We start from the raw sequence: 22,107 nt of genomic DNA on the forward strand, positions 1-22,107 counted from the left end.
GACATATCGCGTCGATCGTACGCGGATCCGCGGTGATGCACAACCACGCGTGGTGAGCTGTCGCCAGCTACTTGGCCCTGCCCTCGCGACGCCTGGTACCCTCGTCCCGCCGGAGGAGGAAACTCGCCCGGAAGGCCCGATGCTGGTCACCATTCGTATTCGAACCACGCGCGACGAGGGACGGACCGCGCTCTGCGAGCTCACGCTGGACCGCCGGCAGAGCTTTTCGGCGCTCGCCGAATCCCTCTTCACGCAATGGGAGATCGAGACCGCCGGGCCACGGCTCGACCCTGAAGATCGCGCGGGCCTTTTGCGCAAGCTCGAGAGCTGGCTCGTCACGCATCGGCACGACCTGCGCTTCGGGCAGGCGCCGATTTTCGAGTACACGTGCCTGCGCCCGCCCCCACCCCCGAAGCGGCCACGCCCCCTGCCCCGCCCCGCCGAGGCGCCTCCTTCCCCGCCTGTGGACGACAGCGGCGAGGACGGAGCCTTGAAGCGCATCGAGGCCCAGATCGATTGGCAAGGGGGTTCGCCGTGAGCGGGGTGAAATCGCTGCGCATTCGGCCGAGCAAGAGGGACGAGGTGGCTTTGCGGCGGGCCGCGGCCGAGCGCGCGAAACAGGCTCGCGAGGAGGCCGCGAAGGTGGAGGGCGCGAAGAATTCGCCGCCGGTCCATTTGCCAAGGACGGCTCCCGTGGAGGCATGCCTCCGGCGCGTCGAGCGGTCGGTCGGGCTATTGTCGGCATGCGTGGCGCTCGGCATCGTGCTCGATCGCGCGGCGGAGCAGGCCCGCGTCGAGCTCGTCGAATTCACGCGTCAGCCGGACGCGGCGCGGATCGGGGCGGTGGATGCGCTCATCACGCGGATCTCGCCGCGCACGCTGGAAGAAGCCATTGCAGCCCGGCAGGAGGCGCTCACGCGCGCGCTCGCCGTGCTGGAAGCGCCCGCGTGGCAGCAGCAGCTCGAAGCTTTTCGCCCCGGGCTCGCGGCCGACCTCCGAGGTTTGGCGGGACGAAGGGCCCAAGAGGGCCTTTCGAATGTCGCGAGCCTGCTCGACGAGCTCGACGCGCTCCTCTCGGCGCGGGCACGGGCGCGGGTCGTATCGCTCTGCGAGGGCGGCGTCGCTGCGGGGCTCCGGGCCTCGGAGGTCCGATTCGAGGCGCGCGAAGGCGCGTTCGTCGCCGAGCTCTCCGACGATCATGGCGTCTTCGCGCGGATTGCAGAGCACCTCGTGTCGTGGGCCGTGCTCCCGGAGATCGACACGATCGAAATGCGCGGTCCCGCGGAGTGGGACGGGCCCGCGTGCGTGCATGGAGGGTATGCGGACGTGCTCGCCGCGCTGCGGGCGCAGGGCGTCGAGGCCGAGCTTTACGGCGAGGACGGGCGCGCGTTGTGGCCCGCGGGGGGCGACGGCGCGGGCGGCGCGGTGGTTGTCCTGCAAAACGTGGCGGCGACGGGGAGGCAGGGTTCGTCGTGACGGACCTCCTGCTCAACCTCGCGGACGCCGTCGCGCCGTCGCGCGCGAACGGGCCCGGCGCGCGCGCGGTCCTCTGGGCGCAGGGCTGCTCGCTCCGGTGCCGGGGTTGTCACAACCCGCAAACGTGGGCCACGGCGCCGCGGCGCGTTTGCACGGTGGATGCAGCCGTGTCCTGGGTGCGCTCGTTTCGAGGCTTGCGCGGGGTGACGTTGAGCGGCGGTGAGCCGTTCGAGCAAGCGCTCGGCTTCGCAGCGCTCTGCCGCGCGCTTCGAGCCGAGGGCGCGGACGTCGTGGCATTCTCGGGTTTTACCCGGGACGAGATCGAAGAAGGCGTGCGGCCTCACGCCCAGGCGCTGCTCGCCGAGGTCGATCTGCTGATCGATGGCCGATACGAGGCCGATCTCGCGGCACGGCTGCCCTTGCGGGGCTCGTCGAACCAGCGCTTGCATTTCCTGACGAGCCGGATTCGACCCGAGGAAATCGAACGTTTGCCGGCGGTGGAGTGGATCGGCAAAGGCGAGGGCGCGCGTGTGACGGGGTTTGCCCTCCGCGCCCTCCGTCCACGAACCGCCGAGGGGCGCGCATGAGCGGGAGCCCCGCGCCGGATCGAGAGCGCGAGCCTGTGATCCTGCTGCTCGGCTGGCGTCGGTCCGGAAAAACCCGGACGCGGATGCGGTGGAGCCAGTACACCCGCATGGCGCCGGTGACGGCCGAGGGAATCGGGCCTCCGAAGGTGGAGACAGGGGCAAACCCGGCGCCGACGGCGGCGGTGACGGAGCATCGGGTCGAAATCGGCGAGCGCGCGGTGCGGGTGATCGACGTGCCGGGGGCGATCGTGGACGCGGCGCGGGACGAAGCCGGCGCGCTGCGGGATGCGCTGGAGTCGCGGGTCGGTCGAATCGGAGGCATCGTCCTTTGCGTGGCTCCGCCGGTGCCGCCGCGGCGAAGAGGTCTGGTACCGGGGCACGTGCACCCCTCGCTCGTGCCCGCGTATGGCGACCTCTTCCCGGCTGGCGAAGGCACGGCCGAGCCCGCGGCTGCGCAGGTGGAGGAGGTGCGCGCGCGGATCGACGCCGTGATGGCGTTCGTGGAGCAACTCGCGGGGCGCATGGGCAAGGACGCGCGCGACGTGCCCATTTCCGTGCAGCTCAATTTCGCTGATCTCGTCGCGCTCGGGAGCACCGACGACGAGGACGCGGCGGCGCGGGATCGGCTCTTCGCGCAGTATGGTCGCATGCTGCCGGCCGATCGAGGGGCATTCACGAACCCCGCGCAGATCGAGGCGCGGCGCGCGGAGGCCGCGGCGGTGGACGCCGAGGTATCCGCCCTCGCGACGGACATCGCGGGCTTCATGCGGGCGCGATGGCCCGGGCACGATCTCTGGTTTTCGGCAGCCGCGAACGTGGAGGATCCGCTCGGGCATCGAAGCGCGGCGGCGGGGCTCGTCTATCTCGTCGACCGGACGCTCGGGGAAGAGGCGCTCGCGGAGGCGCGCGCCGAGCGCGAGGAGGCGCGACGGGCGGAAATGGCGCGGCGCGTGGAAGCGCGGCGGGCGCTGTTGCGGCGCCTCCGGCCGGCGCTCGTCGGGGTGCCGGCGCTGGTCCTCCTTTTGCTGGCCGCGAGCACGGTGACCTGGGGGAGCCGCACGGAAAATGCCGCTCCGTTGCTGGTTCGTCGCGTGCGATGGTACGCTCAATCTTATCTGGCCCCGGAGGGCCCCGGGCATGGGCCCGGCCCCCGTGCAGCCCGGACACGATCGCCATGAGCCCGAAACAACGCGTCATTCAGGCGTGTTATCCCGCCAATCGTATCCCGGCCGCGATGCTGGCGCAGGCCTTTTTCCGGCCGCACGCGACGAGACCGCCGCACGCCGCCAAGGCCATCCAGCGAAGCACGACGTCCCTGCCCCCGCATCCAGCCACGGTGGCGCAACGAAAAAGCATGGCTCCGGGGCCCGCCGAACGTCCGCCCCACGCCGCGACGCGCGGCGCCCCGCTGCAAAGGCGCGCCGCGGACGAATCGGCCACCGTCGACCCGGCGCAGCCCTCGGGCGTGCACGCCTTCCAGCCTCCGACGGGTTTCCTCGAAGGCAAGCCGGCGCGGGAGGGGCAGTCTCTGCCGCCCTCGGTGCTTCGAAAAATGGAAACCTTCTTCGAGGCCGATTTCTCCGATGTGCGGGTCCACGTCGGCGGCGAGGCGGCGTCGATCGGGGCGATCGCGTTCACGCTGGGCACCGACATCCATTTTGCGCCCGGGTTTTACGAGCCACACACGGCGCGAGGGCAAGAGCTCCTCGGGCACGAGCTGACGCACGTGGTGCAGCAGCGTGAGGGGCGGGTGGCGAACCCGCTGGGCGACGGAATCGCCGTGGTGCAGGATTTCGAGCTGGAGGCGGAGGCGGATCGCATGGGGAGGGCGGTGGCCACGGGGCAACCCAAGATGGCGGCGAATGCGCGCCCCTTCCCCGCCTTCGGGCCGCCGGCGCAGAACGTCGGTCCGCTGCAAATGCGGGCGGCGCAGGCGAAGGGCGCGGGATACCGGCTCATCTTCGGGACGTACATGCACGAGAACGAGAGCCTCCCGGAGCCGCTCGCCGGCCATAGCTTCGTCGCGCTCGAGGAGCCGACCGGTGAACGGCACGCCTTCGGTTTTTCGCCCCGGAATTACGGCTCGTACGATCCGCACCGGGACCTCGGCAAGCTCATGTCGGGCGTCCCCGGCGTCGTGCACGATGATGGATCGGCCTTCGAGAAGCCCGGGGTGCGGCTCAAGGAGTATCCCATCGACGCGGCGCAGGCGCAGGCGGCGATGGCGAAGGTGGCCGAGTATCAGTCGGGGCGGCACCGGTTCAATCTGCAATCGAAGCAATGCTCGGCCTTCGCGCTCGACGTGCTCCGCGCGGCCGACGTGAAGACGCCCGTGAGCGGATCCACGCGCGGGCCGCGCGACGTGTACGAGAAGCTGCGATGAGGTTTTCCCGAGGGTAACGACGCGGAGGAGGCGGCGATGGCGAACGGCGAGGGCGAGGGGAAAAAGCAGCGAGGGCCGCACCCGGCCACGGTGCAGCGAAAAACGACGGCGACGCAGCCCGCAAAACGGCCGAGCAGGCCGCCGCACCCGGCCACGGTTCAAAAGAAGCCGGCCGCGAAGGCCGGCGCGCGCAAGGAGCGTCCGCCGCACCCGGCCACGGTGCAACGAAAAGCGTCCGCACCCGGCGGCGCGCGCAAGGAGCGGCCCCCGCATCCGGCCACAGTGGCCCGGACAAACGGCTCCGGGGCCGCGCAACGCCTCTCGGCGACCGGCAAAACCGGCGCGCTCACGCTTGCGTCCGGCTCGGCGCTCTATCATGCGACGAGTTATGCCGGGCTCAGCGTCCTTTTGCGGGCGGGGATCGGGGCCAGCGTGAACGGGCGAACGGGCTCGGCGTTCCCCACGTCGACCGCGCTCGACGCCGGGCGCGCGGGCTCGGGCGGGCCTTCGGCGGTGCTGGAGCTGCGGACGACGCGTGCGTTGCAAGGCGGTCGTGACACGCCGGCACAGCCGAAGATCGCGGCCCGGGCCGCGCCGGCCGAAGGCGAGACGCCGCCCGATTTCGCCGTCGATCGCCGCGGCTCGCGCGGGGTGCAGTGCAAGCTGCATCCTCGCGCGCTCGACGCCCTCGAACCCGTGGCCGTGCACCTGCGCGACGCGCGAGGCGCCTGGGCGCGCTTCACGGTCGCGCAGTACCGGGAAATGTCGGGCGCGGGCTGAACCGCTGCCGCGCCCTTGCCTCGGCGCTCCGGCTTCTTCACCATGCGCTCCCGCACATGGCGTCGCTCGAAGACATCACCAGGCGCTACTACGAGACGACGGCCTCGCGTGGCCATCGCCCGACCGCGGAGTACTACAAAACGAGCGCCGCGGGCCTCCTGCGCCGCCTCGGGTCTTGGCTCCCCGAAGATCGCACGACGCCGTGCATCGACCTCGCGTGCGGCTGCGGCGAGCTCATCTACGCGCTCGAGCAGCGCGGGTTCGCGCGTACGCACGGCGTCGACCTCTGTGTCGAGGAGCTCGACGAAGCCCGGAAGTTCGTGCGCGGCGAGCTCGTCGTCGGCGACGTGATCGACCACCTCGCCGCGCAACGCGAGGGCGCCTACGGCTTCGTGACGGCTTTCAACATCGTCGAGCACCTGCCCAAGGATCGACTCATCGACTTCTTTCGCGAGGCGCATCGCGTGCTGCGTCCCGGCGGCGCGCTCGTGGGCATGGTGCCGAACGCCGTCTCTCCGTTCGGCGCGGCGGCGCGATACTGGGACATCACGCATCAGATCGCGTTCACGCCGAACAGCATCACGCAGCTCGCGGCGATGACGGGCTGGGGTGACCGCGCGGAGTTCCGCGAGTGCGGCCCGGTGCCGTACGGCGTGAAGAGCGCGATCCGGTACGTCGCATGGCGAGCGCTGCGCGGCGCGATCGAGGCGTGGTTTCTCGTGGAAAACGGGGCGACGCGCGGCGGGATTTATTCGTCGGACATGCTCTTCCGGCTGCGGAAGGAATCCTGAGAAGCCATGCGTATCCTCGTCCTCGGCCCCCGATTCGCGGACGGCTTTGCCGACAACGTCGCCGAGACGCTCGTCGAGATGGGCCACGAGGTCCTCGGGGCGGAGGAGGTCGATCACGCTGCGTACTGGTCGGTCCCTCGGCGCGCGCTGCGCATGGTGGAGGAGCGCGTCTTCGGGGACGCGCCTTTGCCGCAGGATCGCAAGCTCCTGCGCCTCGTCACGGATCGACGTCCCGACGTCTTGCTCGCGCTCACGTGGGACGTGCACCCGGAGATCCTCGACGCGCTCGGCCGCTTCGTGTCGGGGCGGCGTATTCTCTGGTGGGGCGACGCGCCCGCGAACAGCCGCAGGTTCGGGCTCGTGAATCCCTTCTGGGACAAGGTGTACGTCAAGGATCCGGACGCCGTGAAAAAGCTCCGGCTCGCGGGCAAGGAGTGCGCGCTCCTGCACGAGGCGATGAATCCGAGGTGGCATCGGCCGCTCGCGAAGCAAACGAGTGATGCCGTGGTCGTCGCTGGAAACTATTATGCCTTCCGACAAGCCGTCCTCCTGCGGCTGCTCCGCGACGGCGCGCGGCTCGAACTCTACGGCACCGAGCCACCGCCCTGGTCGGCGAAGGAGATCCGGGCGAGTTTTTCCGGAAAATACGTCGTCCGCGAGGAGAAGAGCCGCGTGTTCGGGGCGGGAATGGCCTGCCTGAATACGTTCGCGCTGGCGGAGGGCAATTCGCTGAATTGCCGCGCGTTCGAGATCGCGGGCGCCGGCGGACTCCAGCTCGTGGAGTTCCGGCCGACGCTGCTCCAGTGCTTCGAGCCGGGGAAAGAGGTGCTCACCTTCGAGACGTACGAGGAGCTCCGAGGCCACCTCGAACACGCGCGACGCTTCCCGGCCGACATGCTCGCGATCCGCGAGGCCGGCGCGCGGCGCGCCCTCGCCGAGCACACGTATCGGCACAGGCTCGAAACCATCCTCGCGGATATCGCCTGACGTTTTTCATGGCCCTCCGCGTCCTCCACGTCATTCCGAGCTTCTGGCCCGCGACGCGGTATGGCGGACCGATCGAAGGCGTCCTCCGGCTTTGCCAGCGCCTTCTCCGCCTCGGCGTGACGGTCGAGGTCGTCACGACGGACGCCGACGGCGCGGGGGATCTGCCCGTGCCCCACGCGGAGAAGACGCTCGCCGAGGGCGTGCCCGTTCGTTATTTTCCGCGCAGGCCCCGTACACGATTCGCGTTCTCCGCGCCCCTCGCGCTTCATCTCGCCCGGGAAATCCCGCGGTGGGATCTGATCCACGTCACGGCCCTGTTCTCCTTTTCCTCGGCCGCGGCCATGGCCCTCGCCCGGCGCGCGGCCGTGCCCGCCGTGCTCTCGCCCCAGGGCACGCTCATGCCCTGGGCCATCGGCTCGAAGCGCTGGAAAAAGGCGCCCTATTTCGAGCTCGTCGAACGGAAGAACGTGCTCTCCGCCGCGGGCGTGCACGCGACGAGTGACGAGGAGGCACGCGAGATCCTCCGCCACGTCCCCGGCGCGCGAACGTTCGTCGTGCCAAACGGCGTCGATCTGCCCGACGTGCTTGCCGACGTGCCGCGCGAAAGGGCACGGATCGTCTTTCTGGGCCGCATTCATCCGGTCAAAGGGTTCGACGTGCTCGTGCCTGCGCTCGCCCGCGTCGCGGCCGTGATGCCCGAGGTGGAGACGCTCGTCGCCGGGCCGGACGAGGACGGCGAACAGGCGCGCGTCGAGGCGCTCCTCACCCGCGTCACGCCCCGCCCCCGCGTGCGGTTTCTCGGGCCTGTGTACGTGAAAGACAAACTCGCGCTGCTCGCGTCGGCCACGGTCCTCGTGCTGCCCTCGCACGGCGAGAACTTCGGCATCGTGGTCGCCGAGGCGCTCGCCGCTGGGACGCCCGTCGTCGTGAGCAAGGCTTGTCCCTGGAAGATTTTGGAAGAGCGCGGCGCGGGCGCCTGGGTCGAGAATACGCCTGAGCGGATCGCCGAGGCGTTGCTTTCGATCCTCGAAGACCCCGCGCGCGCCCGGCGCATGGGGGAAGCGGGGCGCGCCGTGGCCGCGGGGTTCGGCTGGGACGCTATTGCAAAGCAGATGCTCGGGCATTACGAGGCGATCGTCGCCGGCGAGAGGCGACCATGAAAATCCTCGTCGTCTCCTCGGTGGGCGGTCACCTGACCGAGATCATGCAGCTCGCTCCTGTCCTCGCGGGTCACGAGGTCGTCCTGGTCCTCAACGACGAGGCCGCATTGCCCGATTTCCCGTTTGCCCGGGTCTACCGCATCGCGCACGCCGAGCGGGACGTCCGCGTGCTCTGGAACCTGCTCGAAGCCGCGCGGATCCTGCGCCACGAGGAGCCCGACATCGTGCTCTCGGCCGGCGCGGGGCCGGCGGTCCCGGTCGCGCTCGTGGCGCGGATGGGCACGCGGGCGCGGGTCGTGTTCGTGGAGACGGCCGCGGCGATCGTCCGCCCGACGCTCACGGGTCGGCTGATGGCGCCCCTCGCGCACCGGTTCTTTTATCAATGGGACACGCTCGCGCGGTTCTTCCCGCGGGCCGAGAAGGCGAGCATTCATTTCGGATGAGGATCTTCGTCACCGTCGGAAATGCGCTCGTCCCCTTCGACCGGCTCCTCCGCTGGGTCGACGAGGCCACGTCCGCGCTCGACGTGCCCGTCGAAGGGCTTTGCCAGCACGGCCCGAGTGAGGTTCGTCCGCGCGCGCTCACGCCGCGCGAGCACCTCTCGCGCGCGGAATTCGAGATCGAAATGAATCGGGCCGACGTGGTCGTCTGCCACGCGGGCGTCGGCACGCTCTCCGATGCCCTTCGCCGCGGCCATCGCCCGATCGTCGCCGCGCGCCGCGCCGGGTTTGGCGAGATCGTCAACGATCATCAGCTCGAAATCGTCGCCGCCCTGGGACATGAAGGGCGCATCGAAGTCGCGGAGGATGCCGGCTCCCTTCGTGCGGCGCTCCTGCGGTATGCGCGGGGCGAGGCGCGGCGTGGTCCTCCGCGGGACGAGGATCCTGCGAGGCTCCTGCCCGTGGCCCGCGCGATCGCCGAAGGTCCCGCCCGCGCGCGCCCGCCGCGGCTCGGAAAACTCGCCATGGACGCGCTCGCCGCGCTGGGTCCGCGGCTCGATCGGCTGCGCGTGCGATGAAACCGCGCGCTTGCCCCCGCGCCGCGCTCCCGCTACGTTCGGCGGCGCGATGAGCATGACCCGCGAAAACGCGCGTTCCGCGTGCCGGATCTGCGGGGCGCGTGGAGCGCCGGAGGAATCCTTCGAGGAGATCGCCTGTTTCCGCTGCGCCACCTGCGGCACCGTGCAATCGAACGTTCTGCCAACGGTAGAAGAACTGGCCCGACATTACGCAGGTTTTTCCGAGAGCTACACGGCCGGCATGGGCGCCGAGCGGTTCGCCCGCGAGATGCCGAAGCGTCACGCCGCGAAGCTCGCGCTGGCGCGTCGTCACCAGCCCCGAGGCCGCCTGCTCGACGTCGGCTGCGGCGAAGGCGGGTTCCTCTCGCAGGCCCTCGAAGCCGGCTTCGATGCCGTCGGGTGCGATTACTCCGTGCGGAAGGAATATCCGCCTGGCGTAAAGGTTTTTCCGGGCAATCTCGACGCCGAGGGCGGGCTGCCGTTCGAGGACGAAAGCTTCGACGCCGTCACATCCTGGGCCGTGATCGAGCACGTCCGCGACCCGCACGCCGCGATGCGCGAGGTGCGCCGCGTTCTCAAGCCCGGTGGTTTCTTCTTTTGCGATACGCCCCTCTGCGGCGACGCCTCGGAGCGCGACGTCGCGGCGCGCTCGCACTGGTTCTGCCCGCCCGAGCACATTCACGTCTTCTCGTACGGGTCGCTCTCGCGCCTCGTCTGGGCCGCGGGCCTCGACGTCGTGTATTCGACGCCCTCGTTCGAGCGCTCGGCGCCGAGGTACGTGGCGCGGCGCCTGCGAAACGTGCTGGTCGGCGTCGTCCTCGGGCGCGCGCTGCGCCATTTCGACCCGGGCGCGTGGGAGCGCCGCAGGCAGAGCGTGGTCACGCAGATCGGGGACATCCAGCTCCTCGTCGCGCAGAAGCCGCGGACCTGACCGTGCCGCCCGCTTGCCCCGCGGCCGATGGGCCGCTAGTTTCATCGGAGCTTCTGGCATGAGCCCCGATCCTCGAGCGAAATTCCGCGCGCTGACCCGGGTCTTCGACCCGATTTACCGGCCGTACCTCGACGCCGACGACGGACCCGGCTCGTCGTACGTCCCGGAAGCGCACGAGCACTATCGCGCCGAGCTCGAAGCCGCGCTCGACCTGAACGACAACGCCAAGCTCCTGCTCGCGGGCCAGCCCGGCTGCGGCAAGACCACGCTCCTGCTCAGCATCGCCCACCGGCTGCGGCGCGAGGGGCGGCTCGTCGCGTTCGTCGACCTCGAAGCGCAGACGGCCGTGCAGGACCTCGGCTCGCTCGAGATGTATCTCGCCGCCAAGGCCGAGCTCGTGGCCGAGGTGAAAAAAGCGGGAATCAGCCTCTCCGAGAAGACGACCGAGATGCTGCGCAGCGCCCTCGAACGGCTGCTCACCTCGCCCGTCGCGCCCGACCTCGACGCCCTCGGCGCCGCGCTCCGCCGGCTGCTCTCGACGGTGCGCGAGAGCAAGCTCCTGCGCGACGAGCTGCGCCGGCAAATCAAGGAGTCGGGCTTCGAGCCGATCGACATGCTCGCAGGCCTGCTCGACGATCTCGAAGAGCACAGGCCCGTCGTGCTGCTCGACGGCCTCGACAAACTCCCGCCCGTGCAGGCGCGCGACGCGTTCCTCGGCGACGAAAAGAAGCCGATGGTCGAGGCGCCGGGCGCGGCGATCCTGACGATCCCGATCTCGCTGATCTACGAGCCCACGTTCAACGTCCTCTCGGAGAGGTACAACAACGCGGGCAGCGCGGTCCTGCCCGCGGTTCGTCTCTACGATCTCAATCCCCACACGAACACGCGCAGGCGCTCCGAGCAGGGCGTGAGCATCATGCGCCGGATCGTGGAGGCGCGCGTCGAGCCGATCGATGCGCGGATCGTGATGCCCGAGGCCGTCGAGCGCGCGATCGTGGGCTCGGGCGGCAACATCCGCGAGCTCGCGCGGCTCCTCCAATCGAGCGTGGTCAAAGCGCACGTCCGCCGCGGCACGTTCATCGAGGAGCAGGACGTGGCCGCCGCGATCGCCGATCAACGCGAGTCGTTCCGACGCGCCTACGATCCGCGCTTCTTGTCGGTGCTCGAAAGGGTCCGGCGCGAGTTCCGCCTCGAAGGCCAGGGCGACGTGACGAAGCAGCTCCTCTACGGGCTCTGGGTGATCGAATATCGCAATGGTATCGCGTGGTATTCGCTCCCCGATCCCGTCGAGCAGCTCCTCCGGCAAATGGAGAGCTGGGCCGGATGACGCCGGAAGCGCGCATCGAGGAGCTCTCCGCGAGGCTCTCGCTGGCGCAGGGCTCGCCGTCCCTGCTCGTCGTGGTGGCCGAATCCGAAGCGACGCTCGACGAGGCGCGTACGCTGCTCGTGGGCATTTTGCAAAGGGCGCCGATGCGCGTGGAGAACCTCGGCGCGTGCGGCGTCGACATGGGCCCCGCGCGCTGGGTGGAGCTCACACATGAACGCGCGGCCGACGCCTACGTGCTCTCGGCGGCGCCGTGGGGTCCGTTCAGCGGCGGCGCGTTCGCGGGTCTGCTGAATGCCGAGCGCGAGTTCTTGCGGCGGCTCGCGGGGCCCGTGCTGCTCGTCGTCTCCCGCGATACGGAGCGTATTCTCCGGCAAAAAGCACCAGATTTCTTCACGTGGGCCGCGCGGACGTACGAGCTGCCCGCGCCCGCGGAGCTCGTCGCAATCGCACGGAAGCTCGGCGCCCTGCCGGACCGCGCGCCCGGCGTGCCCTCGGAGGAGCCGCCCATTCGATTCCTCCACCTCTCGGACCTCCATTTGAGGCCCCAGCGGGTGAAGCGATACGATCAGGATCGCGTGCTCCGCGGCCTCGTCGATTTCCTGGCGCAGGAGCGCCCGCGGTTCCCGCTCGATTTGATCTTCGTCACCGGTGACCTCGCCCATAGCGGCAAACCCGAAGAGTTCGAGCTCGTGATCGAGCTCTTCCAGCGCATCCTCGACGTGACGGGCGTCCCGCCGTCCCATTTCTTCGTCGTCCCCGGCAACCACGACGTCGACCGCGAGGTGGGCCGATGGCTCCGGCGCACGCTCGACAAGGACGAGGATGCCATCACATTCTTCGAGGACGAGCACGCCCGGCGATTCCACGCGCAGAAGCTCGAAGCGTATCGCACGGCGCTCGCTCCGCTGCTCGGTGAGGACCGCGCGCTCGGCCTCGGCGTCGGCGCGAATGCCGTGGAAGTCGTGACGGTGCGCGGCGCGCGGATCGCGGTGGCGTCGTTCAATTCGGCGTTTTTCGCGCAGGGCGACGACGACCACGGAAAGCTATGGCTCGGCGAGCCGAACGTGGATCGCGCCGGCGATCGCATCGCGGACGAGGGCGCGCGGGCCGCGATCGCGCTCATGCACCACCCGTTCGAGGAGCTGCACGAGCTCGAGCGCGACATCATCGAGCACCGCTTCGAGCGCCTGTTCGACCTCGTGCTGCGCGGTCACATGCACCAGCCGAAGAGCCGCGGCATCGCCTCGCAGCGCGGCGGGTTCGTCGAGCTCGCGGCGCCGTCGGCCTACCAGGGGAGCCCGTGGCCGAATGGCTGCCTGCTCGGCGAGCTCCGCCCGCGCTCGGGCAAGGTGAGAATCACCCCGTACACGTACGCCTCGGGCGCGGATCCGTGGGTGCTCGATACCAAGGTGTTTCCGGACGACGCGAAGGACGGATACACGCACACGTTCAGCGTGCCCGAAAAGAAGCGGACGCCGAGCACATTGCGGAGGCATCTGGCCCAGGCGACGGAGGAAGCCGTGGAAGCCGCGCCGGAGGCCGTGCAAAGGCAGGTCGCGAAGGTGCTCGGCATCGAGGCGCCGAGCAGCCGGATGTCGAAAGAGGTGGCGAAAAAGGTGGCGCGGGCCGCGGCGGCGAAGGTGGACGATCCGGCATTGCTCGCGAACGTGGTGGACGAGCGGCGCATGAGCACGGCGCTGAGCAAGACGGCCGCGGATGAGCTCGAAGCGGGAGGACCGACGCGGATTCCGCGGTCGGATCCGCAGTTCTTGGAAAAAGCGCTCGGGCGGGTGGCGGAGTTCATCCACCGGAAGGTCAGCGGCAAGGTGGCGAAGGACGCCGCCCGCGAGGAAATGCTCGTGCAGCTCATCGCCGCGGCGCTGAGTCACATCGTGGATGGGCCTGTGTCGGTGGAACGCTCGTTTCCGGACTCGCCGCGACCGGACATCCTCATCGGCAATACGAACGAGGCGCCGGCGGTCCGCTCAGTCATTGGAGTACGTTTGCTCCGGAAACTCGGGGACTGGAAACTCGGGGACGCTTTGGACAATCGGCTCAAGCAACTCGATCACTATATGGAGAGCAGCGACGCCGCGCACGGCGCGCTCGTGGTGATTCACACGGGCGAAGGCGATGCGGTGCCGCGCATCGAGCACGCGAAGACCCCGGCTGGGCGGGAGGTCCTCGTGTTGCATCTGTTCTGGTAGGAGCGTCGTTCTCAGAACGAAAGGGCAAACCCGTCCGCCGTCGGCAGGAACCGGACTTTGCTCTCGTCCTTCCGCGCCGCGCTCATGGGTTTGTCCGAGCTCGACGGGCGCGTCGCCATGAAGACGATGCCGACGATCGTGAGCGGCAAACCCACGAGCATGGCCGTTCCGCCCGTCGAGATGAGCACGATGCCGAGCGGGTCATTCCCCTTGTCCCGCACGCGATCGATGCCCCAGGCGAGGCTCGCCGTGCCCATCCCGAGGGTGATGGCGCCTCCGATCAAAAGCCCCACGCCGGACGAGCGCTTCTTCTTTTTCTTCTGCCGCCGCAGCCGCTCCAGGTCGACCTCCACGGGGGCCGCGGAGGCCACGGGCAGCTGCGGGACGTCGATCGTCACCGAAGCGCACGCGCACAGCGAGAAGATGCCCCGCGAATCGCAGGTCTGCGTGCCCGGACGCCCGTCCTGGCAGACGCAGCGAGCCTGCGCGCCGGCCCTGCACATCCGCGGCCCCGCCGCGACGAACGTGGGATCATAGGTGAACGGCGCGGCCGGCGCCGAGGGCGATGTCTCCTCCGCGCGGACGAGCGACGCCGTCGTGAGCAGCGCGGCGACCATCAAGCAAATACCAAGCAATCTCGCCATGTTGGCATTCCTCGGCGTTAATGCGATATTGCAAGGTACCACGAAGCGGACGGGCGGCGCAATCTCGCGCCGCGTCAAGCGCGGAGGAGCTCTGCAAACCCCCGCGCCGGATCCTGCGGGTCGAAGACGAGCGTGATCGTCCCTTTTCCCGCAAAGGCTCGCCACTGCTCCCGGAGGCGCGGGAGCACACGCCGCACCTCGCGCACCCGATCGGTCGTGAGCACGGCGCCGGCCTCGACGCCGGCACGGGCGCAATTCGACGCGATGACCTCCAGGATCGCGGCGTCGGAGACCTCTGCGTCCGACCACGGAGCGCCCGCGAGCCCCTCGGCGAGCAGGAGCTCCTCGAGGTCGTCCCCGAAGCCCGCGTACTTGCTTCCCCCGCCCTTGCGATTGGCCTCGTCGTTGATGCGCGCCGGATCCAAGCCCGCATCGACCCGCCCCCAGAATCCTTTTTTCAGGCCAAACGCTGCTTCGACGACGATGTGCACGAGGTCGTGCGGCAGCTCGTCGCCGTAGGTAGGAAAGACCCAGGAGACCTCTGTGCCGTTGCTTCGGTGGACGTAGATGCGATCCCGCTGGCCGGGGACGCGGACGAAGGCGGCGCGGAGGTGGGAGGGCATGGCCGTCCGATCAGGAGACGACCTCGGGCTCCTCGAAGGCTCCGCGGTAGACCGCGTCCACCGATAGCGAGCAGCCGATCGATACGAGGTCGATCGATCCGCTATGCGCCTCGTGCAGAATCCAGGCGCCTTCTTGGGCGCGTCGGTAGACCTCGATGCGCTTTGTACGGTACGAAACGAGTACGTATTCGCGGAGCGAGGCAATCTGCCGGTAATGGGCAAATTTCTCCACGCGGTCGTACCCCTCGGTGCTCTTCGAGAGGACCTCGACGAGGACGATCGGATTCACGATGGCGTTCGGATCGTCGGCGTCGCGCAGAAGCTTCCCACAGACAACGCTGACGTCGGGGTAGGTCAGGAGGTCCGTCGCCTGCACGCGGACACGAACGTCCGAGGTGTGCACGCGGCAGGGGCGCTCGCGGAGTTGGGCCCCGAGTTCCAGAATCACGTTCGCCGCGAGGAGCCCGTGATCTGGCGTCCCCCCGGACATGTCGTAGATCTGTCCGTCCAGGTACTCGTGCTTCGTCTCGCTCGCCTCTTCGAGCGCGAGGTACTCGGCGATCGTGACCTTGAGCTTCCCCGCCGGCTGCGCCATGACCAAACCTCTTCCCTCAGCGTAGCACGCCCGCCGATACGCCGTCAGCCCTCCCCGCCCGGTTTTTCCAGCCAGAACGACCCGATCCCCAGCGCATCCATCTTCGTGCGCCGATAACAATCGATCGCCTCGTCGGGCGTGTGCACGATCGGCTCGTTTTCGTTGAACGACGTGTTGAGCAGCACCGGGATCCCCGTCTTCTCCTCGAAGACCCCGAGCAGGTCGTAATACAATTCATTGTCGGCCCGCCGCACCGTCTGCACCCGGCCCGTGCCGTCCTCGTGCGTGATCGCCGAGAGTTTGTCCTTCCATTCCGGGCGGACCTTGTAGACGATGATCATGAACGGCACCTCGTGATCCCCGCGGAAGCAGGTGCTCAGCTTTTCGAGCCGCACGACGGGCGCGAAGGGGCGGAAAGGCTCGCGGTTCTTGATGCGCGCGTTCAGCGTGGCCTTCATCCCCGGCCAGCCGGGGTGGCAGAGGATGCTGCGATTGCCGAGCGCCCGCGGGCCCCACTCCTCGCGCCCCTGGAACCAGCCCACGATCTTGCCCTCGGAGAGCGCCTGCGCCGCCGCCCCGAGCAATTCGTCCCGGCCGAGCTTGCGGAACGGGAGGCCCGAATTCACGAGCGCCGCCTCGATTTCGTCGTCGCGGAAGCTCGTCCCCCAGTACGCATGCCGCACCTCGGGTGTCCGCGCCTCGCCGTGCACGCCGTGCTTCACCCAGAGCGCCGCGCCCACGGCCGTGCCGTCGTCCGAGGCCGCAGGCTGGAAATAAGCCCGATCCACCCAGCCCTCGGTGATCATTCGACCATTGCCGACCGAATTCAGCACCGAGCCGCCTGCCATCGCCACGCTGCGCACGCCCGTGCGTTCGACCGCGTCCGCCACGAGCGCGAGATACACCTCCTCGAACCGCGTCTGCAGCGACGCCGCGACGTCACGCTCCCGATCCGTGATCGGATCCTCGCGCCGACGCGCCGGGCCGAAGAGCGAGGCCATCGCGTCCGACCAGAGCCGCGGGACCTGGATCTCCGCGCCGTCCACGGTCTCCATTCCCTCGCTCGTCTTGTGGTGCCTAAACCACGTCAAATCGAGCCGGATGCCCTGCTCCGGATCCCAGCGCACGACGCGGCGCATCTCCCGGGCGAATCGATTCACGCCGTACGCCGACAAACCCATCACCTTGTATTCCTCGCCGAACCTGTCGAAGCCGAGGAACTGGCAGACGGCCGTGTAAAACACGCCGAGCGAGTGCGGCCAGAGGTTCTTGCGCAGGATCTCGATGCGATTGCCCTGGCAAAGGCCGACGAGGCTCGTCGCGAAATCGCCGGCGCCGTCGCAGGTGATCGCCGTGGCCCGGTCGAACGGCGACCAGTAAAACGCGCTCGCCGCGTGCGCGAGGTGGTGCTCGACGCGGTGGAATTTCGCGCGGATCGAGGCCTCCGGGACGCCGAGCGCCTCGGCGACGAGCCCGCCGCTCGTCGCGACCTCGCGGTGCACCGCGAGCCGCTTCACCGCGCTCGGGACGCCCGTGAACGGCCTCGACGCGATGAACGCGACCTTCGACGCGACGTTCGCCCGCGGATCACGCGCGACGGCGATGTCCGTGAGGTCCCCCGGCGTCGCCCCGGCGAGGCGCAGGACCTCGGCCACGGCGAGGCGCGGGAAACCTGCGCAGTGCTTTTTCCGGTTGATCCGCTCCTCGGCGATCGCCGCGAGGATGCCCCCCTCACCGATGAGCGCCGCCGACGCATCCCCGTGGGCCGAATTGATGCCCAAGACCAGACGAGACATTCATTTCTCCGTTGCGCTCGCGTCGCGCGGAGGCGAAAGGTAGCGATCGAAAGCGGGCAGCGTCAAGCCGGCTCGGCCCGGGCCCGCGGGATCTCCTTCGCATGCGCGTCGTCGCCGTCAACCAATTTTATGCCCCCGACCACGCCGCCACCTCGCAGCTCCTCACCGAGCTCTGCGAGGACCTCGCCGCCGCGGGCGACGACGTGACGGTCATTGCGAGCCGCGGCGGATACCTCGGCGGCGAGGCGCTGCCCGCCCGCGAGCGCATCCGCGGCGTCGACGTCGTCCGCCCCTTCGCCACGCGCTTCGGCAAGGCCACGATGGCCGGCCGCCTCGCCGATTACCTGTCGTTCTGGGCCACGAGCGTGCTCGCCGCCGCCCGCGAAGCCAAACCCGACGTGCTCGTCGTGCTCACGACCCCGCCCATGATCGCCGCGGGCGGCGCGCTCGTCGCGCTCGCCCGCCGCCTGCCGCTCGTGACGTGGGTGCAAGACGTCTATCCGGAGGCGGCGATCCAGCTCGGCTACCTCGCGCCCCGCGGCCCCGCGTCGCTCGCGCTGCTCGGCCTCGGACACGCCACGCACCGCGCCGCCGCCCGCATCGTCGCGCTCTCCGAAGGCATGGCCGACCGCCTCGTCGCGCAGGGCGCGCCCCGCGAGCGTATCCGCGTCCTGCCGAACTGGTCCGACGGACGCCTCGTGTCGCCGCGCGGACGCGAGGACCATCCTTTCCGAAAAACCCACGGTTTGGACGGACGATTCGTGGCGATGTACAGCGGCAACCTCGGCATCGGGCACGACGTCCGGACGTTCGTCGAGGCCGCACGACGCTTGAAAGACAGGCTGCCCGAGCTCGTCGTGCTGTTCATCGGCGACGGCGCGCGGCGCGCCGAGGCCGAGGGACTCGCGAAAGGCCTCGAAAACGTGCGTTTCCTGCCGTATCAGCCCCACGACGCGATCGGCGAGAGCCTCTCGGCCGCGGACGCGCACCTCGTGTCACTGCGCGAAGATCTCGAAGGTCTGCTCGTCCCGAGCAAGCTTTACGGCGCGCTCGCCGCGGGAAGGCCGGTGATCTACCTCGGACCGCCGCGCTGCGAGGTCGCCCGCGTGGTGCGCGAGGACGATCTCGGCTGGACGGGCCGCCCCGGCGACGTCGAGGGCCTGTGCCGCGCGCTCGAGGACGCGGTCACGCGGAGGGCGGCGTGGGACGAGAAGGGCGCGCGGGCCCGCAGGATCTTCGACGAACGGTACGATCGTCCCGTATCCTCGGCCCGCTTCCGCGCCCTGTTGCAGGAGGCGTCGAAGGACAGCCCGTAGTAACCGCTCGGGGGCTACGCTCCGGCGAGCGGAGCTACGCCCCCGAACCCCCGTCGCCTCGCGCGCGTGAATGTGGAAGACCCACCGCACAACCAAGATCCAGCGATGATGGGAGGCATCGGCTCATGAGGACCTACCTGGCGGCGTTCGCGCTCTCGGCGCTCGTCAGTGGGATTTTCACGCCGCTCGTGCGCCTCCTCGCGTTCCGGCTCGGCGCGGTTTCACGTCCCGGCGGCAGGCACGTGCACCGCCACGAGACGCCGAGGCTCGGCGGCCTCGCGATTTGCGCGGGCTTCTTCGCGCCGCTCGTGGGCCTGTTTTTCGTGCAATCGGTGGTGGCGCAGGCGTTCACGCAGGACGTACGCAAGGTCATCGGCCTCTTCGCGGGCGGCGCGATCCTCTGCGCCGTGGGCGCGATCGACGACACGCGTGGCCTCCGCGCGCTGCACAAGCTTTACGCGCAGGTCGCGGTGGCCGTGCTCGCGTTCGCCTGCGGATTCCGGATCGAGGCGATCTCCTTGCCTTTCGTGGGCGAGCTCTCGATGGGCATCTTCGCCCTGCCCATCACGGTGCTCTGGATCGTGGGCATCGTGAATGCGGTGAACCTCATCGACGGGCTCGACGGCCTCGCCGCGGGCGTGGTGTTTTTCGCGGCCCTGACGAATTTCGTCGTCGCGTATCTATCGTTCGGCACGCTGCCCGCGCTCTTCATGGCGACGATGATGGGCGCGATCATCGGGTTTCTCTTTTACAATTTCAACCCCGCGCGCATCTTCATGGGCGACTCGGGGAGTTATTTCCTCGGCTACGTCATCGCCGCGACGTCGCTCATCGGCGCGACGCAGAAGGCGTCGACCACGGTCTCGCTGCTCGTGCCCGTGGTCGCCCTCGGCGTGCCGATCTTCGACACGCTCTTCGCGATGGTGCGGCGCTGGCTCGAGCGCCGGCCGCTGTTCTCCCCGGATCGCGGGCACATCCATCACCGCCTGCTCGACATGGGCATCACGCACCGCCGCGCGGTGCTCATCATTTACGGCGTGAGCGTGCTGCTCACGGTGGCGGCGATCGGCATCTCGCTCGGCCGGAGCTGGCAGGTGGGGCTCGCGCTCGTGGCGAGCAGCGTGGTGTTCATCGGGCTCGTGCGCACCGTGGGGTATTTCGAGCAGGTGCACGGGCGGCGGCGGCAAAAAGAACGGCTGCGCTCGCGCGACAGCGAGATCCTGCGCCGCCTCTTGCCCCGGCTTCCCGCGCGTTTCGAGGCGGCGCGATCCGAGGCCGACGTGCTCTCTACGATCGGGACCTTCGCGCTCGAAGGACATCTCGCATACGTCGAGATTCTCCCCGTGATCGAGGGCGAGCCCACGGCGTTTCGCTGGACGAACCCGACGGACGAGGATCCTTACGGCCGCGACGTGGTGTCGGCGCGTTATCCGATCGGCCGGGACGACGCGGCGCGCGCGGAGCTGAAATTCGGCCTGCGCAGCGATTTCGGCGACGTCTCGCCGCAGACCGAGGTGCTGCTCCAGGTCGTGACGGACATGGTGGAGGCGAGCCTCTCGCGCGTGAAGAGCCGCCTCGCGCCGCGGGTGCTCGCCGAAGCGGAGGCGGCCGAAGCGCCGGCGCTCGAGGCCGCGTCGGGGACCTGAGAGGGCTTGACGGCCGCTTTCGGATGGCCAACGCTGCCCCGCGGTGATTCTGCTTTATCATCATATCCTGCCCGAGGGCGACGCCGCGGGCCTCTCCGACGAGGATGGGCTCTTTTTCCGGCACAGCCCCGAGGCCTTCCGATTTCACCTGGAGGAGCTTCAGCGGCGGGGATATCGGTTCGGCTCGCTCGATGGCCTCGTCCGCCAGATCGACGACGGCATCGCGGAGGACGAGCGCTCGGCATTCGTGACGTTCGACGACGGATGGCGGAACCAGTACGAGCACGCCTTGCCGATCCTGCGGGCGCTCGGGATCCCGGCGACGTTTTTCGTCACGACGGACCACCTGCGGAAGGGCGTTTCGTGCACGAAGCGGATGGGCCCCGCGGAGCTCGGGGCGCTCGTGGATGCGGGCATGACGATCGGCTCGCACACGCGGACGCATCCGGATCTCGTGCGCCTCGACGATACGCGGCTGGAAGAGGAGCTCCGCGGCAGCCGGCAGGATCTCGAGGATCTGCTCGGCAGACCCGTCACGCTTTTCGCCTATCCGGGCGGCTCGCTCTCCGCGCGCGTGGTCCGCGCCGTGCGCCGCGCCGGCTACGAGGCCGCATGCTCGAGCTTCGGTCCGGCGCGGAACGACGCGACCTCGATTTTCTGGCTTTACCGCGACGTGATCAGCGCGTCGATGCAGAGCCCGCGGGATCGGTATCGTCTCTCGCCCGTCGCGCGGCAGCTCCTCACGTTCCGCGTCGAGCGCCGCTTGCGCGCGAGCCTGCACCGCCGCGCCTGAGGAGCCATGACGGAGCTTTTGGTTCGTGCATTCGCGCGTGACGAGGTGAGGGATCACGTCGCGTCGTTCGCGCTGCTCCACGGCGTGCGGCCGGAGGAATTCGACGCCGATTTCATGGACTGGTGGTTCTTCCGGAACCCCACGCACGAGGGGCTGCTCTCGGGCGCGTTCGACGGCGACGCGCTGGTCGGTTACGTGGGTTTCGCGGCGCAGCACCTCCGCGTGAACGGGCGGCGCGTCTCGGCCGCGATCCTGAGCAGCGCGTTCACGCATCCCGATCATCGCGGCAAGGGGCTCTTCCAGCGATTGATCCGGTTCCTCGTCGAGGCCGCGGGCGCACGGGGACACGAAGCCGTCTTCGGCTGGCCCAACGAGACCGCGCTGCGGATTTATCTGGGCCGCCTCGGCTTCTCGGCCATGTTCCCCGTGGACCGATCCGCCCGTCCGGTGTCCTTCGGCCCGCTCGGCGCGCGGTTCGGCAAGCCCGGCGTCTTCGTTGCGGAATGCGCGGGCGCCGCGTTCGACCGAGTGCTGCCGCTGCGCCTCGGACGCTATCGGTACGAGATCGGGCCGGCCAGCGAGCACGAATGGGAAGGCTTCATGGCGAGGGTGCTCGCCGCCTCCGATTGCATGCTCGAACGCCCGCACGCGTACGTCCGCTGGCGCCTGTCCCGTCCACGGCGCGAATACATCGAGGTGCGGATACGCGACGAGCGTGGCGTGCTCCGCGGCTGGGCCGCGGCCCGCCTGCCCATCCCGAGCGAGCCGCCGCGCCTGCACGTCGGCGATTTCCTCGTCGACCCGCGGAGCCCCCGCGCGCTTCGGGCGCTTTTCGCGGCCTGCGCGATGGAGGCTCGCCGCCGTTCCCTCGAGCAGGTTTATACGATCGCGCGCTCGGCCCGGATCGGGAGCACGCTCGCGACGCTGGGGTTTGTATCGCGGCGCTCCGCGACGCCCATCGTGGGGATCGCGACGTCGAACGCGGACCTCTCGCCCTATCACGCGTGGGAGTACCGCGACGCGGACATGGACATGTTCTGAGCCGCG

General features: G+C 69.4%; 22 protein-coding genes. 18 read left to right on the plus strand and 4 right to left on the minus strand.

What is annotated here, in order from left to right:
- Positions 1-139: 139 nt before the first annotated feature.
- Genes QHF83_RS26700 through QHF83_RS26765 form a run of 14 tightly spaced genes read left to right on the plus strand, consistent with a single transcriptional unit; the run spans position 140 to position 13,647 of the window.
- Positions 140-538 carry a hypothetical protein gene (locus QHF83_RS26700; protein WP_282420772.1) on the plus strand — a complete coding sequence of 133 codons (399 nt, stop codon included), beginning with the start codon at positions 140-142 and terminating at the stop codon, positions 536-538.
- Positions 535-1,476 (plus strand): hypothetical protein, encoded by a 942-nt coding sequence (locus tag QHF83_RS26705; protein WP_282420773.1) that lies wholly within the window; start codon positions 535-537, stop codon positions 1,474-1,476. The genes QHF83_RS26700 and QHF83_RS26705 overlap by 4 nt, the downstream gene beginning before the upstream one ends.
- On the plus strand, positions 1,473-2,063 hold the full coding sequence (locus QHF83_RS26710; RefSeq protein WP_282420774.1) for a 4Fe-4S single cluster domain-containing protein: 591 nt from the start codon (positions 1,473-1,475) through the stop codon (positions 2,061-2,063). The genes QHF83_RS26705 and QHF83_RS26710 overlap by 4 nt, the downstream gene beginning before the upstream one ends.
- Positions 2,060-3,241, plus strand: a complete 1,182-nt coding sequence (locus QHF83_RS26715) for a hypothetical protein (protein ID WP_282420775.1) — start codon at positions 2,060-2,062, stop codon at positions 3,239-3,241. Before QHF83_RS26710 ends, QHF83_RS26715 begins: the two co-directional genes overlap by 4 nt.
- Complete coding sequence (locus QHF83_RS26720) at positions 3,238-4,446, plus strand: DUF4157 domain-containing protein (protein ID WP_282420776.1); 1,209 nt, start codon at positions 3,238-3,240, stop codon at positions 4,444-4,446. The genes QHF83_RS26715 and QHF83_RS26720 overlap by 4 nt, the downstream gene beginning before the upstream one ends.
- A 36-nt stretch (positions 4,447-4,482) precedes the next feature.
- The gene (locus QHF83_RS26725) at positions 4,483-5,226 is read left to right on the plus strand and encodes a hypothetical protein (RefSeq protein ID WP_282420777.1); all 744 of its coding nucleotides are present in this window, start codon (positions 4,483-4,485) and stop codon (positions 5,224-5,226) included.
- Positions 5,227-5,282: 56 nt separating this feature from the next.
- A complete protein-coding gene (locus QHF83_RS26730) occupies positions 5,283-6,017 on the plus strand; it encodes a class I SAM-dependent methyltransferase (RefSeq protein WP_282420778.1) in 735 nt (244 codons plus the stop codon).
- 6 nt (positions 6,018-6,023) lie between these two features.
- On the plus strand, positions 6,024-7,004 hold the full coding sequence (locus tag QHF83_RS26735) for a glycosyltransferase (RefSeq protein ID WP_282420779.1): 981 nt from the start codon (positions 6,024-6,026) through the stop codon (positions 7,002-7,004).
- A gap of 8 nt (positions 7,005-7,012) precedes the next feature.
- On the plus strand, positions 7,013-8,164 hold the full coding sequence (locus QHF83_RS26740) for a glycosyltransferase (RefSeq protein WP_282420780.1): 1,152 nt from the start codon (positions 7,013-7,015) through the stop codon (positions 8,162-8,164).
- A complete protein-coding gene (locus QHF83_RS26745; RefSeq protein ID WP_282420781.1) occupies positions 8,161-8,607 on the plus strand; it encodes a hypothetical protein in 447 nt (148 codons plus the stop codon). Before QHF83_RS26740 ends, QHF83_RS26745 begins: the two co-directional genes overlap by 4 nt.
- Complete coding sequence (locus tag QHF83_RS26750; RefSeq protein WP_282420782.1) at positions 8,604-9,182, plus strand: glycosyltransferase; 579 nt, start codon at positions 8,604-8,606, stop codon at positions 9,180-9,182. Before QHF83_RS26745 ends, QHF83_RS26750 begins: the two co-directional genes overlap by 4 nt.
- A gap of 49 nt (positions 9,183-9,231) precedes the next feature.
- Complete coding sequence (locus tag QHF83_RS26755) at positions 9,232-10,113, plus strand: class I SAM-dependent methyltransferase (protein WP_282420783.1); 882 nt, start codon at positions 9,232-9,234, stop codon at positions 10,111-10,113.
- A gap of 58 nt (positions 10,114-10,171) precedes the next feature.
- Complete coding sequence (locus QHF83_RS26760) at positions 10,172-11,440, plus strand: AAA family ATPase (protein ID WP_282420784.1); 1,269 nt, start codon at positions 10,172-10,174, stop codon at positions 11,438-11,440.
- Entirely contained in the window at positions 11,437-13,647 is a 2,211-nt protein-coding gene (locus tag QHF83_RS26765; RefSeq protein ID WP_282420785.1) for a metallophosphoesterase, read from the plus strand. Before QHF83_RS26760 ends, QHF83_RS26765 begins: the two co-directional genes overlap by 4 nt.
- Positions 13,648-13,658: 11 nt before the next feature.
- On the opposite strand, the gene QHF83_RS26770 is transcribed toward QHF83_RS26765, so the two are convergent.
- From QHF83_RS26770 to QHF83_RS26785, 4 genes are all read right to left on the minus strand, one after another.
- Positions 13,659-14,291, minus strand: coding sequence for a hypothetical protein (locus tag QHF83_RS26770; RefSeq protein ID WP_282420786.1), 633 nt, complete (start codon positions 14,289-14,291; stop codon positions 13,659-13,661).
- 74 nt (positions 14,292-14,365) lie between these two features.
- Entirely contained in the window at positions 14,366-14,914 is a 549-nt protein-coding gene (locus tag QHF83_RS26775; RefSeq protein WP_282420787.1) for a hypothetical protein, read from the minus strand.
- Positions 14,915-14,924: 10 nt separating this feature from the next.
- Complete coding sequence (locus QHF83_RS26780) at positions 14,925-15,509, minus strand: Uma2 family endonuclease (protein ID WP_282420788.1); 585 nt, start codon at positions 15,507-15,509, stop codon at positions 14,925-14,927.
- Positions 15,510-15,553: 44 nt separating this feature from the next.
- Positions 15,554-17,305: a carbamoyltransferase C-terminal domain-containing protein gene (locus QHF83_RS26785; protein ID WP_282420789.1), complete on the minus strand. Its 1,752-nt coding sequence runs from the start codon at positions 17,303-17,305 to the stop codon at positions 15,554-15,556.
- Between the two features lie 101 nt (positions 17,306-17,406).
- Between QHF83_RS26785 and QHF83_RS26790 the strand changes: the two genes are divergently transcribed.
- The 4 genes from QHF83_RS26790 (at position 17,407) to QHF83_RS26805 (ending at position 22,101) form a co-directional block, all read left to right on the plus strand.
- Positions 17,407-18,621 carry a glycosyltransferase family 4 protein gene (locus tag QHF83_RS26790; protein WP_282420790.1) on the plus strand — a complete coding sequence of 405 codons (1,215 nt, stop codon included), beginning with the start codon at positions 17,407-17,409 and terminating at the stop codon, positions 18,619-18,621.
- A 125-nt stretch (positions 18,622-18,746) separates the two neighbouring features.
- Positions 18,747-20,267: an MraY family glycosyltransferase gene (locus QHF83_RS26795; RefSeq protein WP_282420791.1), complete on the plus strand. Its 1,521-nt coding sequence runs from the start codon at positions 18,747-18,749 to the stop codon at positions 20,265-20,267.
- Between the two features lie 43 nt (positions 20,268-20,310).
- On the plus strand, positions 20,311-21,060 hold the full coding sequence (locus QHF83_RS26800; protein ID WP_282420792.1) for a polysaccharide deacetylase family protein: 750 nt from the start codon (positions 20,311-20,313) through the stop codon (positions 21,058-21,060).
- Between the two features lie 6 nt (positions 21,061-21,066).
- Positions 21,067-22,101, plus strand: a complete 1,035-nt coding sequence (locus tag QHF83_RS26805; RefSeq protein ID WP_282420793.1) for a GNAT family N-acetyltransferase — start codon at positions 21,067-21,069, stop codon at positions 22,099-22,101.
- Positions 22,102-22,107 lie beyond the last annotated feature (6 nt).

The organism is Polyangium sp. 15x6 (genome assembly GCF_029960785.1).
GTDB lineage: Bacteria > Myxococcota_A > Polyangia > Polyangiales > Polyangiaceae > Polyangium.